Source organism: Rhodococcus sp. 5A-K4 (genome assembly GCF_046097995.1).
Lineage (GTDB): Bacteria > Actinomycetota > Actinomycetes > Mycobacteriales > Mycobacteriaceae > Rhodococcus_F > Rhodococcus_F erythropolis.
In genome coordinates this window covers 1-16,429 of the sequence record NZ_JBJURM010000023.1, presented here as the reverse complement: position 1 = coordinate 16,429, position 16,429 = coordinate 1, and the positions used below count along the sequence as shown (strand labels likewise).

Genomic DNA, 16,429 nt, shown 5'->3' with positions numbered 1-16,429 from the left:
TGTCTCACCACTTCTTCGAGTTCGTTTGTTGACGTTCATTGCACTGGCCGTAACTGCGCGACAAGACCGATTTCAACCGAGATCGAGTCCAATCACGCTGCGGTTCAAAGAAAGAAAGTTCTGTCTCGACAACCGATCGAGCGATACGAGAGGCGAGAGTCGAGGCCGGAGCAACCGGGATCGCCACGGCGTTACTACCGGCCAGTGTCGGCACACCGCCGAGATCCAAACAGACCACCGGGAGGCCCACCGCAGCCGCTTCGGCCGCCACCCAGCCGCCCGAATCGTGCATGCTCGGGAAGAGCAGAACGGAGGAGGCCCCCATCTCGCCCACCACTTCCGATCTGTCGAGCCACCCGCGAAGCGTGACCTGACCGCGCCGATACGGAAGCGACTTCTCAATCCGCCCGCGGGCGGGTCCCTCCCCGACAAAGGTCATGGACCACTCGGCGCCCAAATGCTCGAGCGCGTCCAGAATCAGGTCGATTCCTTTGTACTGCAACAGTCTTCCTACGAACAAGAGCCTTCGTTTCGGCCGGGGTACCGCTTGCTTCTCGATTCCGTCGTAGTCCAGAACACAATTGGGTTGGATGACGACGTTGCGTGCCCGCGGTGCGCCACGCCCGCTGTCGGAGTTCATCGCGATGAAAGTGTCGACTCTTCCGGCCATGAAGACATGTGTCAGTGACCGAACGGCTTTCGTCGAGCAGGTTCGAACTACCGTGGATGCCAGATACCGCACACCGATGCGCTTGGCGAGCGGCATCGGCGGGTAGGTGTTGCCCCCGGCAGGCCCCCATACGAGTCGTGCGCCGCCGGCTCCACCGAACAGCACCGGTGGAGGCAGCCAGTCGGAGGCGAATGTTGCATGGTGCAGGACGTCGTAGTTTGCCGCTTCACGCCGAACGAACACTGAAGTGCGCCAGAGCCATCGGAGGTAGCGACCGTATGATCCGGCTTCTTCGGCGGTCAAAGTCGCTATTCGCACGACACGAACTTCGCAACCGAGCTTTTCACACTCCGATTCCAATGCGGGAGCCTCACCGGAGCGAGTCACCACCGTGATCGACTCACACAGTTCGGAAGCCGCCGAGAGAAGCGCCCAACCCGCACCGGATTCACTCCCCTGATTCGGATCGCAGGCGTATGCCGTCATCAACAACCGTGTCATCGCGCTACCACCAGCCTCTGTGCGCGCGGTTTCCGAGAATCGCGGCAGCTGAATCGCTCTGAGAACCAACCGATGTTGCGTGCACCGTGGTCGAGAACCACGCGTTTGATCCGTGGACTGATCAGGGCAACGGGGATCAACGTCGCCGACGCGAGTACGAGCAGAGCGCGTTTGGCACTCTGAGCCGTCAACAGTGGCAGGTCGAGCTGTCCCTGACAGACCGCGAGGATTCGTCCGTTGTTGACATACCGGGCGAAGAGCCAGGAGTCCCGACGCCGATCCTCGTCGACGGGTTCGTACGCAAGCGCCTCGTCGCACCACAACAACCGGACACCGCCGGCGCTCATTCTGAGCGTGAACTCGGTGTCCTCGCCGCCAGGTAGATCCCAGTCGTCACTGAAGTTCAAGCCGTTCAAAGTCTTCAGGTCCAACAACAGATTTCCAGCGCCTGCAGACGCGACCGGGGTGCCGGTCGAATGGCGAACGCGAGTGTGCAATGGAAGTTCTGAGGCAGGCAGACCCACCGGAATCACAGGACCGGCCACAGCACCTGCGTCGAAATCTGCGGCGCAGGTGAGGAGATTCGACAGCCAGTCGACATCGACGTACTCGTCGTCGTCGACGAAGACGATGTACCGACGATCTCGTGCACGGGCGAGATCGACCAGCGCACGTCGCGCCGGAGATACCCCGCCGAATCCGAGATGCAGTCGTTCGATCCCGTCGGCAACATACGTCGGCGTGGTGGATTCCGGGTCGTTGTCGCCTACTACGACCTGGGCGGAGACACCGGAAGCCTGGATCGATGCCCGGACGCTGTCGATGCATACAGCCAGTTCCGATTCGCGACGGAAGGTCAGAATCGCCACTATGACGCCGCTGGGATTCTTCATGAGAGGTCAACTTTCGGTCGGGCGCCACGGTTCATCGAGACCAGGAGTGCGACGCTCGCGCTGACGCACGCCGACGCGGCCAATGCTCCTGCGACGTGTACGGCGCTGTCGGTCAGTCCTGCCCCGAGAACGATCAGAAACTGCAGAGGCAACAGCAAGGCGCGAAATCTGTTGAGGTTTCCCGTCTTGTCCACGACGCGGATCGACGTGCCGACTCCCAGCAGAATCCCGTTGAACGCCACCGCCAACCCGCAGAGCAGAATGACCGGTATCAAGTTCGGAAAGTGCGGCCCGACCAGATGATCCATCAATCGCACTCCCGAGAGTCGAATCTCGAGCGTGAGACAGATCAGCGAAACGCAGATGATCGAAACCCAGAAGATCTGCAAGCCCACTCGGCGGCCGAGTGCCATGCACTCGCTCGCGCTCCTCGCTTCGACACCACTGCCGAACTTACGCATCAGAATTGGCGAGATGCCCGCGAACATCAAGGACAGTGGACCGAGCAGTGTCTGGGCAGTTCTGATCTCACCGATCATCGAGATCGACGCCACCACGGTGAGTATCAAGAACATCGCCTGCTGCGCAGCTGATCCCATCAATATCTCGATCGCAAACGGCACGGATCTATATCGGTGAGTGCGCGAGTACCTGACCGACGGCACCGGCGGTACCAGACGCATGGATGCGTGACCGAGCGCGAGCGCGACGAAGACACCGACCGTATAGGTCACGAGTGCAAGTGTCAGATTCTCGACCAGGAAAGCTGCAATAAGGACGAACGAGAGTGTCACGATCTGTATCGACGCAGAGATCCAACTCGCTCCGTCGTGCATCAGCATCGTGCGTATCACGTCCAAAACCACGAAACCAGCTGCAGCCAAGGCGTATACCGTGAGATTCATCGAGTCCGAGCCGCCGATCAGGAACAGTGCCCACACCGATGTCACCGATACCGCCGCCAGCACGATCGTGGGTGCCAACGCCGGTCCACGCTCGTCGGACCCCGCCCCTCGCGACAGCCAGACGTCGACGCCGATCGCTCTCCCCAGTGCCAGTGCCAACAGACCCGCCGATTGAATCACGGCAACCTGGCCGACTTCGATCGGACCACCGAGTCGTGCCACCGAGGTGAGAACGACAAAAGTGAGGACGCTCGAAAGCCCTTGATCGGCCATGAATGTCACATGCCGAGTGCGATCGTTCACGATCTCACCTCGTTGATGAGCTCACGCATCGACGTCGCCGCTTTGCTCGATGTGAAGCGATTCGAGTAGTGACGATAAGCGGATCTGCGTATCGCCGATCGGTCGTCCGCTCCGAAGATTCGGTCGAGGGCCTCGCGTATCGACGACTCTTCCAAGGTATGGAGAGGCGTTCCGCCCGGTCCGACGATGTCCGCGAGTGCACCGCTGGTTGCGTAGATGACCGGGGTGCCAACCGACATCGACTCGATCGCAACCCGCCCGAACGGTTCTGCCCATTGAGACGGCACCACGGACGCCGCACTGTCGCGGAGTATCTCGATCACATCTTCGTGTGAAGTGAATCCGGCCAGCGTGACGTTGTCGAGAGCTGCGCTTATGCTGGAGATCTCGCCGTACTGCGGTCCGTCACCGAGAACTGTGAGCGAGGGACTTCCAGCGCCCTGCGGCCAGTTGCGCACCAAGTCCAGGACGCCCTTCTCCGGTGTCAGTCGGCTGACGCACACAACCGAATCAGTGCTCCGGAACTCGGGTTCATTTTCTTCGAATCCGAAGTTCGGACGAACCACGACGCGACCAGAATCGATCAGTCGTCCCTCGACCAGACGTGCTGTCATTGCGCTCGTTGCGACGAACCTGTGCTGCTTCCACCCCAAGACGCTCAGCTTGACCGCCGCAGCGCTCAGGTAGCAGACAAGGCTCTGCAGTCGGCTGTTTCCGTAGCATCCGTTGCGGACACAACTCGTGAAGTAATTGGTGGAACCGCATTCGGTGCACGTGCCATCTGCGCGCAACTTGGCTGACGGTGTGGCCAGGCGATAGTTCCGAACCGCCTGCAACGTAGGAATTGCGGCGGTTCGTGCGGCCACGAGCAACGAAGCCGAGAACGCCGGCCAGAGATTGTTCACGTAGACGATGTCCGGTCGCTCCGAACGAATGATGCGCAACGCATCGACGAGTACTCGAGGACTGAACACTGCGGTGACTGCCGCCCACGGTCCCCGGGAGATCTTGGAATTCTCGGTGGTGCACTGAACCGTCTCGTATCCGATCGATTCGAGGAGCTTGGATTCGTTCGCGAAGCTCTGCTCCTCACCACCCGGATTCCGATAGATCGCATGGAACATCAAGGCTTTCGGCGGCGTGGATCCACCGGCGGACGTCGGGTTCACTTCAGGCTTCGAACGCGCCACATCGAACGACTTGTACATCTCACTGACCTCCTCTTCGCTCCGGAGCGAACCCGTACGCACGACCCCTACGGATCGACAATTCGGCGTTGCCTGCACTGTGAGAGCGGTGCGTCGAGGGTCCGTACGGCGCCAGGAAGACCCATGCGATCAGCCACATGGCGCCGAAGAAGAGCGTCGACTCCGTCAAGTCCATCGAGAAGACGAGAACCATGATCGCGACGACGGCGATGTACTCCGTTCTGCTGCGAGCTCGCCCGAGCGCCGTGTTCAGAAGCAGGTAATAGCCGGCCAACAGCAGCAGGAATCCGATCCAACCGATCTGGAGACGAATGTCGAGCATTCCGTTGTGCGCGCTGGTCGCCGGAAAGGACAGCTTGGACCGGATCATCTGTCCGACAACGCTGTCAGGTGCCCAGACCGAGCCGAAGCCCCATCCGAGCAGGGGCCGCTGTTCGGCGTAGTACTCGGATACCGTCCAGAGATGCAGCCGGCCGGTCAACGTGACATCTCGCGAGAGTAGCGCTGCGACATCGGGTCCGAGCACCTTCATCGCGCCGGACACCCCGATGTACAGCCCGATGATCACCGTCGAGGCGAGGCGAGCGTTAGGTGTCCGTCGAAGGCACTTCAGAGCAAGCACTGTCGCCAGCGCAATGCCTGCAGCGACGAGACTGGTCTGGCTCCGGGCTTCGAACAACACGATGCCGGCAACAGCCAGCGCCGCCACCCACGGAATACGCTTGACGTCGGGAAGCATGAGCATGACAGCAACAAGGACAACTTCGATCGCAGCCATTCGGCCCAAAGTATTCTTGTGCGTGAAGATTCCGCGATAGGCAACAGTGCGGGTGTCCACATCGATGCCGGTCGAAGGATCGAGGACCACGACCATCAGCGACAGCACGAGTAGTACCAGCAAGGTGACGGCCACAGTCCGCACTCGCACCGGGAAGGTCAACTCGCGGGCGACCATGATTCCCGTGATCGCCAGGCACACGATGACGATGCCGGCGACGACGGAGTTCCGGGGCAACGTCGACCAGTACCAGCTGGTTGCCGGAACGCCGGCCGCGATCAGAAGCGTGAAGACAGGCCAGGACGCGTTGCGTGAGTATCGCCGGTCGAGGAAGTAGACCAACGCGAGTGTCGCCGAGAGAACAGCCGAACCGTGTACGAGCAACGATCCGAGCGCTGTCTTCTGCGTGTAGGCCTGAAAGGCTCCGGTCGCGCCGATGACCGCGATCACCAATGCCGTTCGCAAGATCAGCGGATTGTTCGGTGCCTCATTTTCGCAAGGCGCCGGTGCCGCATTCTTGTCAGTAGGCGCCATCACTTCCCACCACCGCCTTGAGCGTCTTCGCGACGATCATGACGTCACCCATCATCGACCAGTTGTCGACGTAGGAAAGATCAAGGCGGACAGTGTCTTCCCACGACAGATCAGAACGTCCGCTGACTTGCCACAGACCGGTGACACCGGGCTTGACCAGTAGCCGGCGACTGACCGCACCGTCGTACATCTCGACCTCGCGCCGAAGCGGTGGCCGCGGTCCGACGACGCTCATCTCGCGCCGAAGAACATTGACGAACTGGGGCAACTCGTCGATCGAGTACCGACGCATGAAGCGACCGACCGTCGTCACACGCGGATCATCTCGCATCTTGAAAAGCACTCCGGCGCCTTCGTTCTCCTTCATCAGCGCCGTGACTTGAGAATCCGCATTCTGGACCATCGAGCGGAACTTGAGCATGGGGAACGGCTGCCCGTCCAACCCCATCCGCTCGGACTTGTACAGAACCGGCCCCTTGCTCGTGAGCTTGACTGCGATCGCAGCCGCCAGAAGCACCGGACTGATCACGGCGAGTACCACGGTCGAGAAGACGATGTCGAAGGTCGTCTTCGTGAACTTCTGCGCGCCGTGATAGCGCGGACGCTCGACATGGATCAGCGGAAATCCAGCGACCGGGCGCATCGACAGTCTCGGTCCGGACACATCCAGAATCCCTGGTGCAACAACAAGGTCCACATGATCGCGCTCGAGATCCCAGGCCAACGTGCGCAGCCTTTCCGGTCCGAATCGCTCCGACGCCGTCACTGCCACCGTGTCGGCACCGACCTGTTCGATTGCGTCCGTGACACTGTGCTCATCTCCGAGCACCGGAATGTCCCGACCGTTCACTGTGACAACTTCGCCCACGTCTCCTCCGTAGCCAGGTACGCAGACTCCGACGACTCGGTATCCATGGGCATCGTCTCGCTCGAGGTTGCGTGCAAGATCGACAACTGCCCCTCGCACACCGACCACAAGTACGGCAGTTCGAAATTCACCTCGGGCTCGCTCACGAGCAATCACCCGTCGCCAGATCCAACGACTCGCGATCAAGGCGGTCAATCCCATCGGAAACGCCACGGCCAGGTACAGGCGCGCGATCTCCAGGTGAAGGAGAAGGCTGGCAATCGCAATCAGTCCGAACAGGCGGAGCGTTCCGACAGCGATCAATCGGTACTCTTCAGGGCCGCTTCCGATCACGCGAGGAGATCTGGTGCGAAATACTCTCAATACGGCGAACCAGCCGATAATCAAGGCGAAAGACAGTGCGGTGTAGCTGAAATGGCCGAATGCTTCACCGTCGACGACATCCGCGTCGCTACCGAATCGCCACCATTGAGCCAGAAACACAACTGCCGCAACAATGATCGTGTCGGTGATCGCCAGACGACGAAGATACGCAGATTGCCATTTCCTGCGTGCGGAAACTCCACCAGCCCTCTCCGGCGCTACTCGTCGGTGTTGTTGTGGCCGTTCTTTCGTGGGCGCGGCCATCTCGAGAACCGTCATGTGTTCAGAAACCTTTCCCCATGCACAAAATTCGGCCTGAAGCTGTTCGCCGGCCGAGGTCCATCGGACCGCCTTGCCGAATCCCGAAACTTCGACAGCGAAGCAACTGCTCCGCATTGCTGCGTTCAGTGCGAATGGTCGCATTACGTGCGCCTTGCAGTTAACCCGGCGACTGTTGTCAGGCCTCGGCCCAACTGTCGATTTATGCGGCATTGCCGCAGCTCACACCCCATGATTGAAGCAGAGTCCACTAACGACCCAAACACAGGACGATCGGCGATTTCTCATCGCCCGCTGACGTCGCCAGCCTCGATATTGTCAGGACTCACGTCTTGGCAATTTTTCGGCTAGCTGGTCAGTACCAGTGAGGAGTTTGCCACATTCCGGACAGTGTGGCAATAGCGCTTTCCGAACTTCTTCCGAACGCCAGCATTGAGGTCAGTTATTCACCCTCCAATCAGGAGGGTGCGAACATTCCTCACCATTACCATTGCGTACCTATAGTTTTCATCGCCTTGATCAATTGGACTCCACGTTTGGACGGAAACCAGCACGCAGTTGGTAATCGCTCTGCAAACCATACTTTGATGCGTTCAGCGTCGCCTCAGACTTGGACGATTGTCCGGCACTTGGCCTCTGCGCGCTTTACTTACGACTGGCCGGCAATGCGCGAACCTACGATCGGGCGACACCGAGAATTTAGACATGCAAAAGGAGGAGCCTGGACCGCCACTGACCGTCTATGCGGTGCAGAAAAATCTGCAGCACAATCCAATTCGAGAAGGGGGAATTGTGCAGCCGTTCGACTACAAAGCGGGGCGACCGCTACCGACGGCTATGTCCATGCAAGCGTGCGCGGCCATGGCAAGTGTGCGCGGCCGCGTATAGGTCAACTGACGCTCGACATGCTCGTTGGCGCCCAGTAGCGGAGCGTGTCTCTCGAACAGCCGAGGTTGCGGTCGACTGATCAGCTGGGCGCACGCTCGCGAGTAGACCCCCGCAAACCTCGATGGCCTTGCGTGAACCCACGTTCATCTCGTTGCGGGCAATCAGGACTCGACCGAGGCCCACCGGTTGTGTGGCATACGTGAGCATCTCCTGCAGAGCCGTCGACGCGATACCTTGCCGGCGTTCCGGCGGCCGGACTCCATAGCCGATATGACCACCGAAATCGGCCAAGATCTCGTTCATGCTGTGCCGCATCTGGATAGCACCGAGATACCGGCCGCCGCGAGCGATCCACCAGTTGGTTGCCGGGACAATGTCGGGCCCCGTCCACGACTCTGGCTGCGCCAACAGCTACTGCACCCACTGCCTGAATCCAGCACGGGATGCCAAACCGAGATCTAGACGTTGCGCAACTCCAATCGCCGAACCGTGCTGGTCCGCCTGCGGTCCGCCATACTCGTCACACGACTCCGACAGGAAGCCCACAACGGCTCGTCAGGCGCAACCAGATCGAAAGCCACAGCGGCACCGGTCAAGTAGGACAGGTCAGACCGCAGCGTCGCAGACTCAGAGGCCCCGACTAGTGAATTGCGTCCGATTCACCACATAGAGAAGGGCCCTCGAGCGTTGCTCGAGGGCCCTGTGAGGCGTCGGGATTTAACGTACGACCAGATCAGTTGACTGTCGACGTTACCCTTCGTTCGCCGACTGGATTGCTGTCCACGGAACCTCCCACGGCCACGTCTGCGACAACCGGATCGGAATCGTAGTAGTACTTGTACTCGTAGACACCACGACCGTTCAGCGGGGTCATCGTGATGACAGTGCCGAGAATTGTCGCGCCCACACTGTGGAGATTGCCGACCGCCCTGCTCAGCTGATCCCTCTTCGTCGAGCCGTGACGAGCAATCACGAGCGCACCGTCCGCCAGCGCTGAAAGCACTGCAGCATCCGTAACCGGAAGCAACGGCGAGGCGTCGATGATGACGTAGTCGAACCTTCTGCGGAGATCGGTAAAGACTGCATGGGCAGTGTCAGTCCCCAGCAGTTCGCTCGGGTTCGGGGGAATCGGACCTGAAGCAAGAACCGTCAGGTCAGCGTTGCTCGTGACTTGAAGTACGTCGTCGAGATCTGCTTGCCCAGCCAAGACCGAGCTCAGACCGACGCTTCCGATAAGTCCAAGGTACTTCGAAACGCGAGGCTTACGGAGGTCACCTTCGACGAGACACACCTTCTTGCCTGCCTCGGCCAGCACGAGTGCGATGTTCACCGCGGTCGTGGTCTTTCCCTCGGAGGGAAGAGAACTCGTGACGACGATGACACTCGGTGGACGATCCACGGCCAGGAACTGCAGATTGGTTCGCAGTTCGCGGTACGCCTCGGCACTTGCGGAGTTGCCCTCGTGGAAGTTGATCGCTTGATGAACTTCGCGTTCCTTGTCGAACGGAATTGTTCCCACCATCGCCGCGCCGGCGATGTCTTCGACCACCTTGCGCTCTTTGACGGTGTTGTCCAGGCGATCACGCACGACAGCCAATCCGATCCCCAGCAGAAGCCCGATCGCGGCACCGAGCGCCACGTTCCGCGAAGTCTTCGGCGACACCGGTTCCGCGGGAGTTTGTGCTCGCTGCTCGACAACGACGCGCGCCGGCGCTGTGCCACCATTCGCGGGCGTACCCAGATCTTTGACCATCACGACAAACTCGTCCGACAGCGCATTTGCGATTTCGCGTGCCAGTTCAGGCGACGCATCTTGCACGCTCAAATCGAGAAGTACAGTATCCGGCGCCGATGTGGCGGTCACCTTCGACGAGATCTCCGCCGCGGACAGCCCACCCAATCGATCTGACCCCACTGCATCGATTGTTCGCTGCGCGAGCGTCTCCCCAGTGAGGAGCTTGGCGTAGGAGGTGACCAACTGCTGTGAAAGCTGGTTGCCTTGGTAAGCCTCGTTCACAGTCGTTCCAGTGGAAGTCGACACGAACAGGCGCGTGGAAGCCTGGTAGACCGGTGTCGCAATCAACGAGGCACCCAAAGCGCCCAAGATCACAACCACGGTGACGACAACGACTATTTTCCACCGTGCCTGCAAGATCTTCAGGTAGTCCCGTACATCCATCGTCGAATCTCCTTCGGCTCGAGCACGTAGTACGTATTCGAGTAGTAATCGACAGCCGCTTGTCGAGCCGCTGCACTCAATCCAGGCTGAACGAGGCAGCCAATCTTTTTATCGCGCGTCCCTGCGTCACAGAGAGGTCGATCCCGAAACAGGCAGGGACAAGAAACCTTCGTGGCATCTCACGCATCTCAGTTCGTGGTCCACACTTGACGGCACGACTACATGTTGACGCAGCGGCGAACCTGCGACACGGACATCGGGTCCAGTTCTCTTCGTCAGCCTCATCGGCCGACACCGCCACCTGGAGTTCACTGCACATCGAAGAGAGCGGACGTAACGTGCAGCCAGGCTGAACTCTACTGTGTCGTGGTTCTTTTCACCACCGCAACGCAGCATCGAAACCCCTCGATTTCGCCAGCCGAATGTGCTGACCACGCGAAGATCACACACCCTCAGCCGGCCGTAGGACCAAAGTCCGCGAACATCCAACAACGCCCGCCGCCACCGGAAGCCGGTGCACACCAATCGAACAGGGCAAACACCACTCGCCCCGAAATCGACGGGCGGCGATCGAAGTTTCCACACCGGAACAGTTCATCTACTGACGGACCTTCGTCCCAGACACGCGGGCACTCCCCTCGACGCCGTGCAATAACCATCCCTCACTGATGGTTTCACCGATCTACGGCCTTCCAAGACCTCGATAGGTCCACCCTGCGTCGCGCCAGGTGGTCGGTTCCAGGCAGTTACGTCCGTCGATGATGACCTTCTTGCGGACGACCGCTTCGAGATCCGACGGCAACAACTTTCGAAACTCGGTCCACTCGGTCAGAACCAAGACGACATCAGCCCCTGCACACGCGTCAAGTGCACTCGAAGTGTAAGTGAGGGTGGGGAACAACGCCTTCGAGTTTCCCATGGCCTTCGGGTCATAGACATTGACGGCAGCGCCTTGGAGCTGAATCTGGCCGGCAACGTTCAGCGCAGGTGAGTCGCGCACGTCGTCGGAGTCAGGCTTGAAGGCTGCACCGAGAACCGCCACATTGGCTCCGAGTAGAGAACCACACGCTTCTCGAGCCAGTTCGACCATCCGAGTACGACGACGCATGTTGATATTGTCGACTTCGCGTAGGAAAGTGAGTGCTTGGTCTGCTCCCAGCTCACCCGCACGTGCCATGAAAGCACGGATGTCCTTAGGTAGGCAGCCACCACCGAAACCGATTCCGGCGTTGAGGAATCGCCTACCAATTCTCTCGTCGTGGCCGATGGCATCGGCAAGAACGGTCACATCCGCGCCCGACGCCTCGCACACCTCCGAGATCGCATTGATGAACGAGATCTTCGTCGCCAGAAATGCATTGGCTGACGCTTTGACCAACTCCGAAGTCGCAAGGTCGGTCACAACGAAGGGAATACCTTCGTTCAAGAGCTGCTCGTACACTTCACGCGCAACCGATTCCGCACGTCCGGGTCGATTACGGTCGACCCCGAGCACAAGCCGGTCCGGGTGAAGCGTGTCTTTCACCGCGTAGCCTTCCCGGAGAAATTCCGGGTTCCACGCCACCTCGACGTCTTGTCCGGCAGGGGCCAGTTCCCGTGCCCGCGAACCCAATCGCTCTGCTGTACCCACTGGCACAGTTGATTTCCCGAAAATGACGGTCGGCCTGGTCAAGAGGGGTGCAAGCGTCTCGATCACCGAATCGACAAAACGCATGTCGGCCGCGAACTCCCCCTTCTTCTGCGGCGTACCGACGCCGAGGAAATGGATGTCGGCGAACTCTGCGGCCTCCTCGTAGGAAGCCGTGAATCGAAGACGTCCCGCGGCTATGTTGCGGCGCAGCACTTCCTCGAGGCCCGGTTCGTAGAAGGGAACCTCCCCAGCTTCGAGCATAGCGAGCTTGTTCGGATCAACATCCACCCCGAGAACCTCGTGACCCAACTCGGCCATGCAAGCTGCATGTGTCGCCCCGAGGTAGCCGGTGCCGAATACCGCAATACGAGAAGTCATAACGATGTCTGCCTGTCGAAGTCGGGTTTACGTCGAATAATGCTGTAGTACTTCATGTCCTGATCGAATCGACATTCTGTCGATACCACTCCACGGTCGATGCGATCCCCGCACGAAGATCAATCCTGGGCTGCCACCCCAAATCTCGAAGCTTCCCGATGTCAAGCAACTTCCGCGGCGTCCCGTCAGGTTTCGAGTGATCCCATTCGATCTCGCCGTCGAACCCGATCTCGTCCGCCACGATCGCGGAAATCTCCGCGATACTCTGGTCCTCGCCCGTACCAACATTGACGTGTTCTGCTCCGTCATAGTGGTCGAGCAAATGAAGGCAGGCATCCGCCATGTCGTCGACGTGGAGAAACTCGCGCCTCGGCGTCCCGCTGCCCCAGTTCACGACTGACGCAGCTCCATCACGGCGCGCGTCGTCGAAGCGCCTGATGAGGGCCGGCAGCACATGAGAGCCCTTGGCAGAGAAGTTGTCACCCGGGCCGTAGAGGTTCGTCGGCATCGCGGAGATCCACGGTCGCCCGAACTGCTTGCGAACAGCCTGTACCTGCAGGATTCCCGCGATCTTTGCGATGGCATATGCATCGTTCGTCGGTTCCAGATGACCGGTCAGTAGATACTCTTCGCGAATCGGTTGAGGCGCGAATTTCGGGTAGATGCAGGATGATCCGAGGAATAGAAGGCGATCTACGTCGAATTCGGCCGCCGCGTCCATCACGTTCACCTGGATGCGAAGGTTGTCGGAGATGAAGTCCACCGGCAGTGTGCTGTTCGCCAGTATCCCGCCCACTCTGGCCGCCGCGAGGACCACGTTCTTCGGCCTCTCAGCGGCGAAGAATTCGAACACGGCACCGCGGTCGCGAAGATCGAGTTCGGCGGACGTGCGACCGACAAGGCGATTGAAGCCGTCGGCTTCCAACCGACGCCAAATCGCTGAACCAACGAGTCCACGATGGCCCGCAACGTATACCGCGTCGCTCCGATCGAGGGACTTCTGCGTGTACTCCCCCGTCATCGAGCGTGCTCCCAATCCACCAGATTCGGACGGTCGATCCAGGGCTTGCCCTCACACGTCAGAGCCTCGATGTCCGCATCGACCATGATTCGAGCCAGCTCCGGGGTATGCACAGTCGCCTTCCAACCGAGCTTCTGCTCCGCCTTACCGGCATCTCCGATCAACGCATCTACTTCCGTCGGCCGCAGATAGCGCTCGTCGAAGCGCACGTGATCTTCCCAGTTCAGGCCGGCGTGCTCGAAGGCCACCGTCAGGAAATCCTTGACCGAGTAGTTACCGCCTGTCGCGAGCACGTAATCGTCCGGTTCGTCGGCCTGAAGCATTCTCCACATTCCCTCCACGTACTCCGGCGCATAGCCCCAGTCGCGGATTGCATCGAGATTGCCCATGTACAAATGGCTTTCCAGACCGGCCTTGATCCGCGCCACCGCTCGCGTGATCTTGCGAGTGACGAATGTTTCGCCTCGCCGGGGAGATTCGTGGTTGAACAGAATTCCGTTCACGGCAAAGATCCCGTACGCCTCGCGGTAGTTCTTGGTGATCCAGTACGAGTACACCTTCGCCGCACCGTACGGCGATCGCGGGTAGAAGGGAGTCTGCTCGTCTTGCGGAGGCGGTGTCGCACCGAACATCTCGGAACTGGATGCCTGGTAGAACCTGCATTCGAGACCAGCCATCCGGACTGCTTCGAGCAACCTGATCGACCCGATTCCGGTCGTGTCACCGGTATGTTCTGGCTCGTCGAAACTCACCCGTACATGGGACTGCGCTGCGAGGTTGTAGACCTCGTCCGGGCGTATCTGTGCGAGAAGAGTGACCAAACGCGCCCCGTCGCTGAGATCTCCGTAGTGAAGGAACAGTTTTGCATCCGGCGTGTGGGGATCCACATACATGTGATCGATTCGAGCTGTATTGAACGTGGACGACCTACGAATAAGTCCGTGGACCTCGTATCCCTTGCTCAACAACAGCTCGGCCAGGTATGAACCGTCTTGGCCTGTAATTCCTGTAATCAGTGCACGTTTCACTTGAAACTCCGTCCTCGAAGCAGATACTTGTCTGCGAGTAGTCATCGGCCGAATTGTGTTGTGTGGGAGTAACGAACCCACAACCAGAACTGAGAAACCCTCACGGCATTACTGCCCCCTTGATCCGCGATCTCAAATCCTCCAGTTCCGCGGCAGCGGAATCCATTCCGCGAGAGATACGGGTAGATTCGTCGTGCCCGAGATTCAAGCTGCCACCCGTCGCATCGTCCATCCAGGAGGCCTGCGGCGCGAGTACCGGTTCCAGCGAATCCCTCAGCTTCGGTACCGAACTGCTGCCCGCCATCACCGGTATCGATCCGCCTCGAGCGCTCAGGATCAAAACATGGAGGCGGTCACTGATGGTTACGGCAGCGCGCTCGTACAGGGCGCGGACAGCGGACTCCTGTTGCCGATGGGTCACGTCATCGTCCCATCCCACGTACTGAATACCCAGCGTTGCAGCAACTTCACGATTGTGGTTGTCGTCCTCGGCAACTTGGCAGCAGGCCACCAGATTCAAGCCGATTGCCTCGACCTGACTGTGGATCGACCGAAGAACCGCGTAGTTCACCGGTCGGTCATGCCGAAGTGAAAGCAAGGCTATTTCTCGGCTCGCAGATTCTCGGCCTGCAGACTTCGCTCCGTCGGATACGCCGGCCCGGAACGCGAGATCGGGATAGAACCGACTCTTGCCTCGCAGGTACTCACACGTCCTTTTGTCACGTGCCGCGTAGACGTCGGCTACGCCGACGAGGATCTTCTCGGGTACTGCCGCCATCGAGCTTCGCACCTCGATCGACCGTCCCAAAACGAGGACTCGTGTACCGAAAATGCGCAGCACCGCAAAGACTGTCACCAACAACGAGTGCTTGACGACGCTTGCTGCTGAAGCCCCCAGAACCGCCGGCCCAGGTGCCATCACGATCACTGCCCGCTTTCGGCGCACCGTATCGGACAAAATCGCTCGCCAGAAGCTGATACCCGAATCCATGACCTCGTCGGTTGGTTCCCAATCGAAGGTATCGACGTACTCCGCGCTCATACTGCCGGAAAAGACAACGGGTTTGAACCCCAGTTCACGCATGTAGTCGACTGCTGTTCGCCGTATCTCGATGTCACCCAGATTGCCCTGAGCTGCTGCGATACTCATGAAGAACCTACGCATGGGGATCCCTCCTCATTGCAACGACAACGACACAGGTCAGCAATGCGGTTTGAAGTACATAGCTGAGCGAGAGCGACCACCCCGCTCCGAGCGCCCCGTAACGGGGGGCAGCAAGCACGATTCCGACGAGGCAGATCAAGGTGCTCACAACCGTTATGTAGGAGACAATTTCAACTCTGCCCGTACCTTGCAGAATCGCATTCAATTGGGACGAGATCGCTGCGAAGATCAAACTGAAGCAGACGACCTGCATTACCGGTACCGCGTCTACGTACGCATCGCCCAAAATCGGTGGAACGAGCACAGGTATGGCAGCTGCGATCACACCGAAGATCACCGCGCTTGCGATGCATACGTACATCGCGGGTCGCAGAATGCCCTGGGTGATTCGCCCGGTCGTCGAGCGCGCCGCCGCCGGCATGAGAACTGCCGCAAATGATGTGGGAATCAGCCGCAACGGCGTGGTGATACGACTCGTCACGCCGTAGATTCCGGAGACGGCCGGCGACGTGACAAGTCCAACCAGCAGTACGTCGAAGTTGCGCGTCTGAGTAGCAACGGAATTCAACCAGAAGTGCGAAGACTTGCCGATGATCGACTTGTACGAGCGTCTCGATCTCACACGAGTGATCGCCGGTCCGAGCCGAATGGCCACGAAGACAGCGATCATCGAAGAGAACGCGAGGCCCACGGAATACCAGAACACTGCGTCGACTCCTGCGAGCCAAGCCGCCGCAACAAAAACGAGAGCAAGTGCTCGCCGGAGGAGCAACGACACCGCGTTCTGCCAGGTATTCCCGTCAGCGAGTGGTAGCGAGAGCAGCGTCTCGACGTAATT

General features: G+C 59.6%; 13 protein-coding genes. All 13 read right to left on the bottom strand.

Annotated features, from left to right (window positions below):
* Positions 1–4: 4 nt before the first annotated feature.
* Positions 5–1,171, bottom strand: coding sequence for a glycosyltransferase family 4 protein (locus ACKAMS_RS25205; protein ID WP_355334066.1), 1,167 nt, complete (start codon positions 1,169–1,171; stop codon positions 5–7).
* A complete protein-coding gene (locus tag ACKAMS_RS25200) occupies positions 1,168–2,064 on the bottom strand; it encodes a glycosyltransferase (protein ID WP_355334069.1) in 897 nt (298 codons plus the stop codon). The genes ACKAMS_RS25205 and ACKAMS_RS25200 overlap by 4 nt, the downstream gene beginning before the upstream one ends.
* Positions 2,061–3,272 (bottom strand): hypothetical protein, encoded by a 1,212-nt coding sequence (locus tag ACKAMS_RS25195; protein ID WP_408989740.1) that lies wholly within the window; start codon positions 3,270–3,272, stop codon positions 2,061–2,063. Before ACKAMS_RS25195 ends, ACKAMS_RS25200 begins: the two co-directional genes overlap by 4 nt.
* Positions 3,269–4,480 carry a glycosyltransferase family 4 protein gene (locus tag ACKAMS_RS25190; RefSeq protein WP_021333834.1) on the bottom strand — a complete coding sequence of 404 codons (1,212 nt, stop codon included), beginning with the start codon at positions 4,478–4,480 and terminating at the stop codon, positions 3,269–3,271. Before ACKAMS_RS25190 ends, ACKAMS_RS25195 begins: the two co-directional genes overlap by 4 nt.
* A 1-nt stretch (position 4,481) precedes the next feature.
* Positions 4,482–5,792, bottom strand: coding sequence for an O-antigen ligase (locus ACKAMS_RS25185; protein WP_070797266.1), 1,311 nt, complete (start codon positions 5,790–5,792; stop codon positions 4,482–4,484).
* Complete coding sequence (locus ACKAMS_RS25180; RefSeq protein ID WP_269577931.1) at positions 5,779–7,302, bottom strand: sugar transferase; 1,524 nt, start codon at positions 7,300–7,302, stop codon at positions 5,779–5,781. Before ACKAMS_RS25180 ends, ACKAMS_RS25185 begins: the two co-directional genes overlap by 14 nt.
* Positions 7,303–8,127: 825 nt before the next feature.
* Positions 8,128–8,505 carry a GNAT family N-acetyltransferase gene (locus ACKAMS_RS25175; RefSeq protein ID WP_408989759.1) on the bottom strand — a complete coding sequence of 126 codons (378 nt, stop codon included), beginning with the start codon at positions 8,503–8,505 and terminating at the stop codon, positions 8,128–8,130.
* A gap of 418 nt (positions 8,506–8,923) precedes the next feature.
* On the bottom strand, positions 8,924–10,369 hold the full coding sequence (locus tag ACKAMS_RS25170) for a polysaccharide biosynthesis tyrosine autokinase (protein ID WP_019747429.1): 1,446 nt from the start codon (positions 10,367–10,369) through the stop codon (positions 8,924–8,926).
* A gap of 682 nt (positions 10,370–11,051) precedes the next feature.
* Positions 11,052–12,377, bottom strand: coding sequence for a UDP-glucose/GDP-mannose dehydrogenase family protein (locus ACKAMS_RS25165; RefSeq protein WP_019747430.1), 1,326 nt, complete (start codon positions 12,375–12,377; stop codon positions 11,052–11,054).
* A gap of 52 nt (positions 12,378–12,429) precedes the next feature.
* Positions 12,430–13,398, bottom strand: a complete 969-nt coding sequence (locus ACKAMS_RS25160) for a GDP-L-fucose synthase (RefSeq protein WP_019747431.1) — start codon at positions 13,396–13,398, stop codon at positions 12,430–12,432.
* The gene (gmd, locus tag ACKAMS_RS25155; RefSeq protein WP_020968749.1) at positions 13,395–14,426 is read right to left on the bottom strand and encodes a GDP-mannose 4,6-dehydratase; all 1,032 of its coding nucleotides are present in this window, start codon (positions 14,424–14,426) and stop codon (positions 13,395–13,397) included. Before gmd ends, ACKAMS_RS25160 begins: the two co-directional genes overlap by 4 nt.
* 100 nt (positions 14,427–14,526) lie before the next feature.
* Positions 14,527–15,591, bottom strand: a complete 1,065-nt coding sequence (locus ACKAMS_RS25150; RefSeq protein WP_408989739.1) for a polysaccharide pyruvyl transferase family protein — start codon at positions 15,589–15,591, stop codon at positions 14,527–14,529.
* On the bottom strand, positions 15,584–16,429 hold an 846-nt coding region (locus tag ACKAMS_RS25145), incomplete at its 5' end, for a polysaccharide biosynthesis C-terminal domain-containing protein (protein WP_408989738.1). The genes ACKAMS_RS25150 and ACKAMS_RS25145, both read right to left, overlap by 8 nt.

What these genes read in the sequence shown, in the direction of transcription:
- ACKAMS_RS25205 (WP_355334066.1), bottom strand. Translation starts at nt 1,171, where the DNA reads ATGACACGGTTGTTGATGACGGCATACGCCTGCGATCCGAATCAGGGG.
- ACKAMS_RS25200 (WP_355334069.1), bottom strand. Translation starts at nt 2,064, where the DNA reads ATGAAGAATCCCAGCGGCGTCATAGTGGCGATTCTGACCTTCCGTCGC.
- ACKAMS_RS25190 (WP_021333834.1), bottom strand. Translation starts at nt 4,480, where the DNA reads ATGTACAAGTCGTTCGATGTGGCGCGTTCGAAGCCTGAAGTGAACCCG.
- ACKAMS_RS25185 (WP_070797266.1), bottom strand. Translation starts at nt 5,792, where the DNA reads ATGGCGCCTACTGACAAGAATGCGGCACCGGCGCCTTGCGAAAATGAG.
- ACKAMS_RS25180 (WP_269577931.1), bottom strand. Translation starts at nt 7,302, where the DNA reads ATGACGGTTCTCGAGATGGCCGCGCCCACGAAAGAACGGCCACAACAA.
- ACKAMS_RS25175 (WP_408989759.1), bottom strand. Translation starts at nt 8,505, where the DNA reads ATGCGGCACAGCATGAACGAGATCTTGGCCGATTTCGGTGGTCATATC.
- ACKAMS_RS25170 (WP_019747429.1), bottom strand. Translation starts at nt 10,369, where the DNA reads ATGGATGTACGGGACTACCTGAAGATCTTGCAGGCACGGTGGAAAATA.
- ACKAMS_RS25165 (WP_019747430.1), bottom strand. Translation starts at nt 12,377, where the DNA reads ATGACTTCTCGTATTGCGGTATTCGGCACCGGCTACCTCGGGGCGACA.
- ACKAMS_RS25160 (WP_019747431.1), bottom strand. Translation starts at nt 13,398, where the DNA reads ATGACGGGGGAGTACACGCAGAAGTCCCTCGATCGGAGCGACGCGGTA.
- ACKAMS_RS25150 (WP_408989739.1), bottom strand. Translation starts at nt 15,591, where the DNA reads ATGCGTAGGTTCTTCATGAGTATCGCAGCAGCTCAGGGCAATCTGGGT.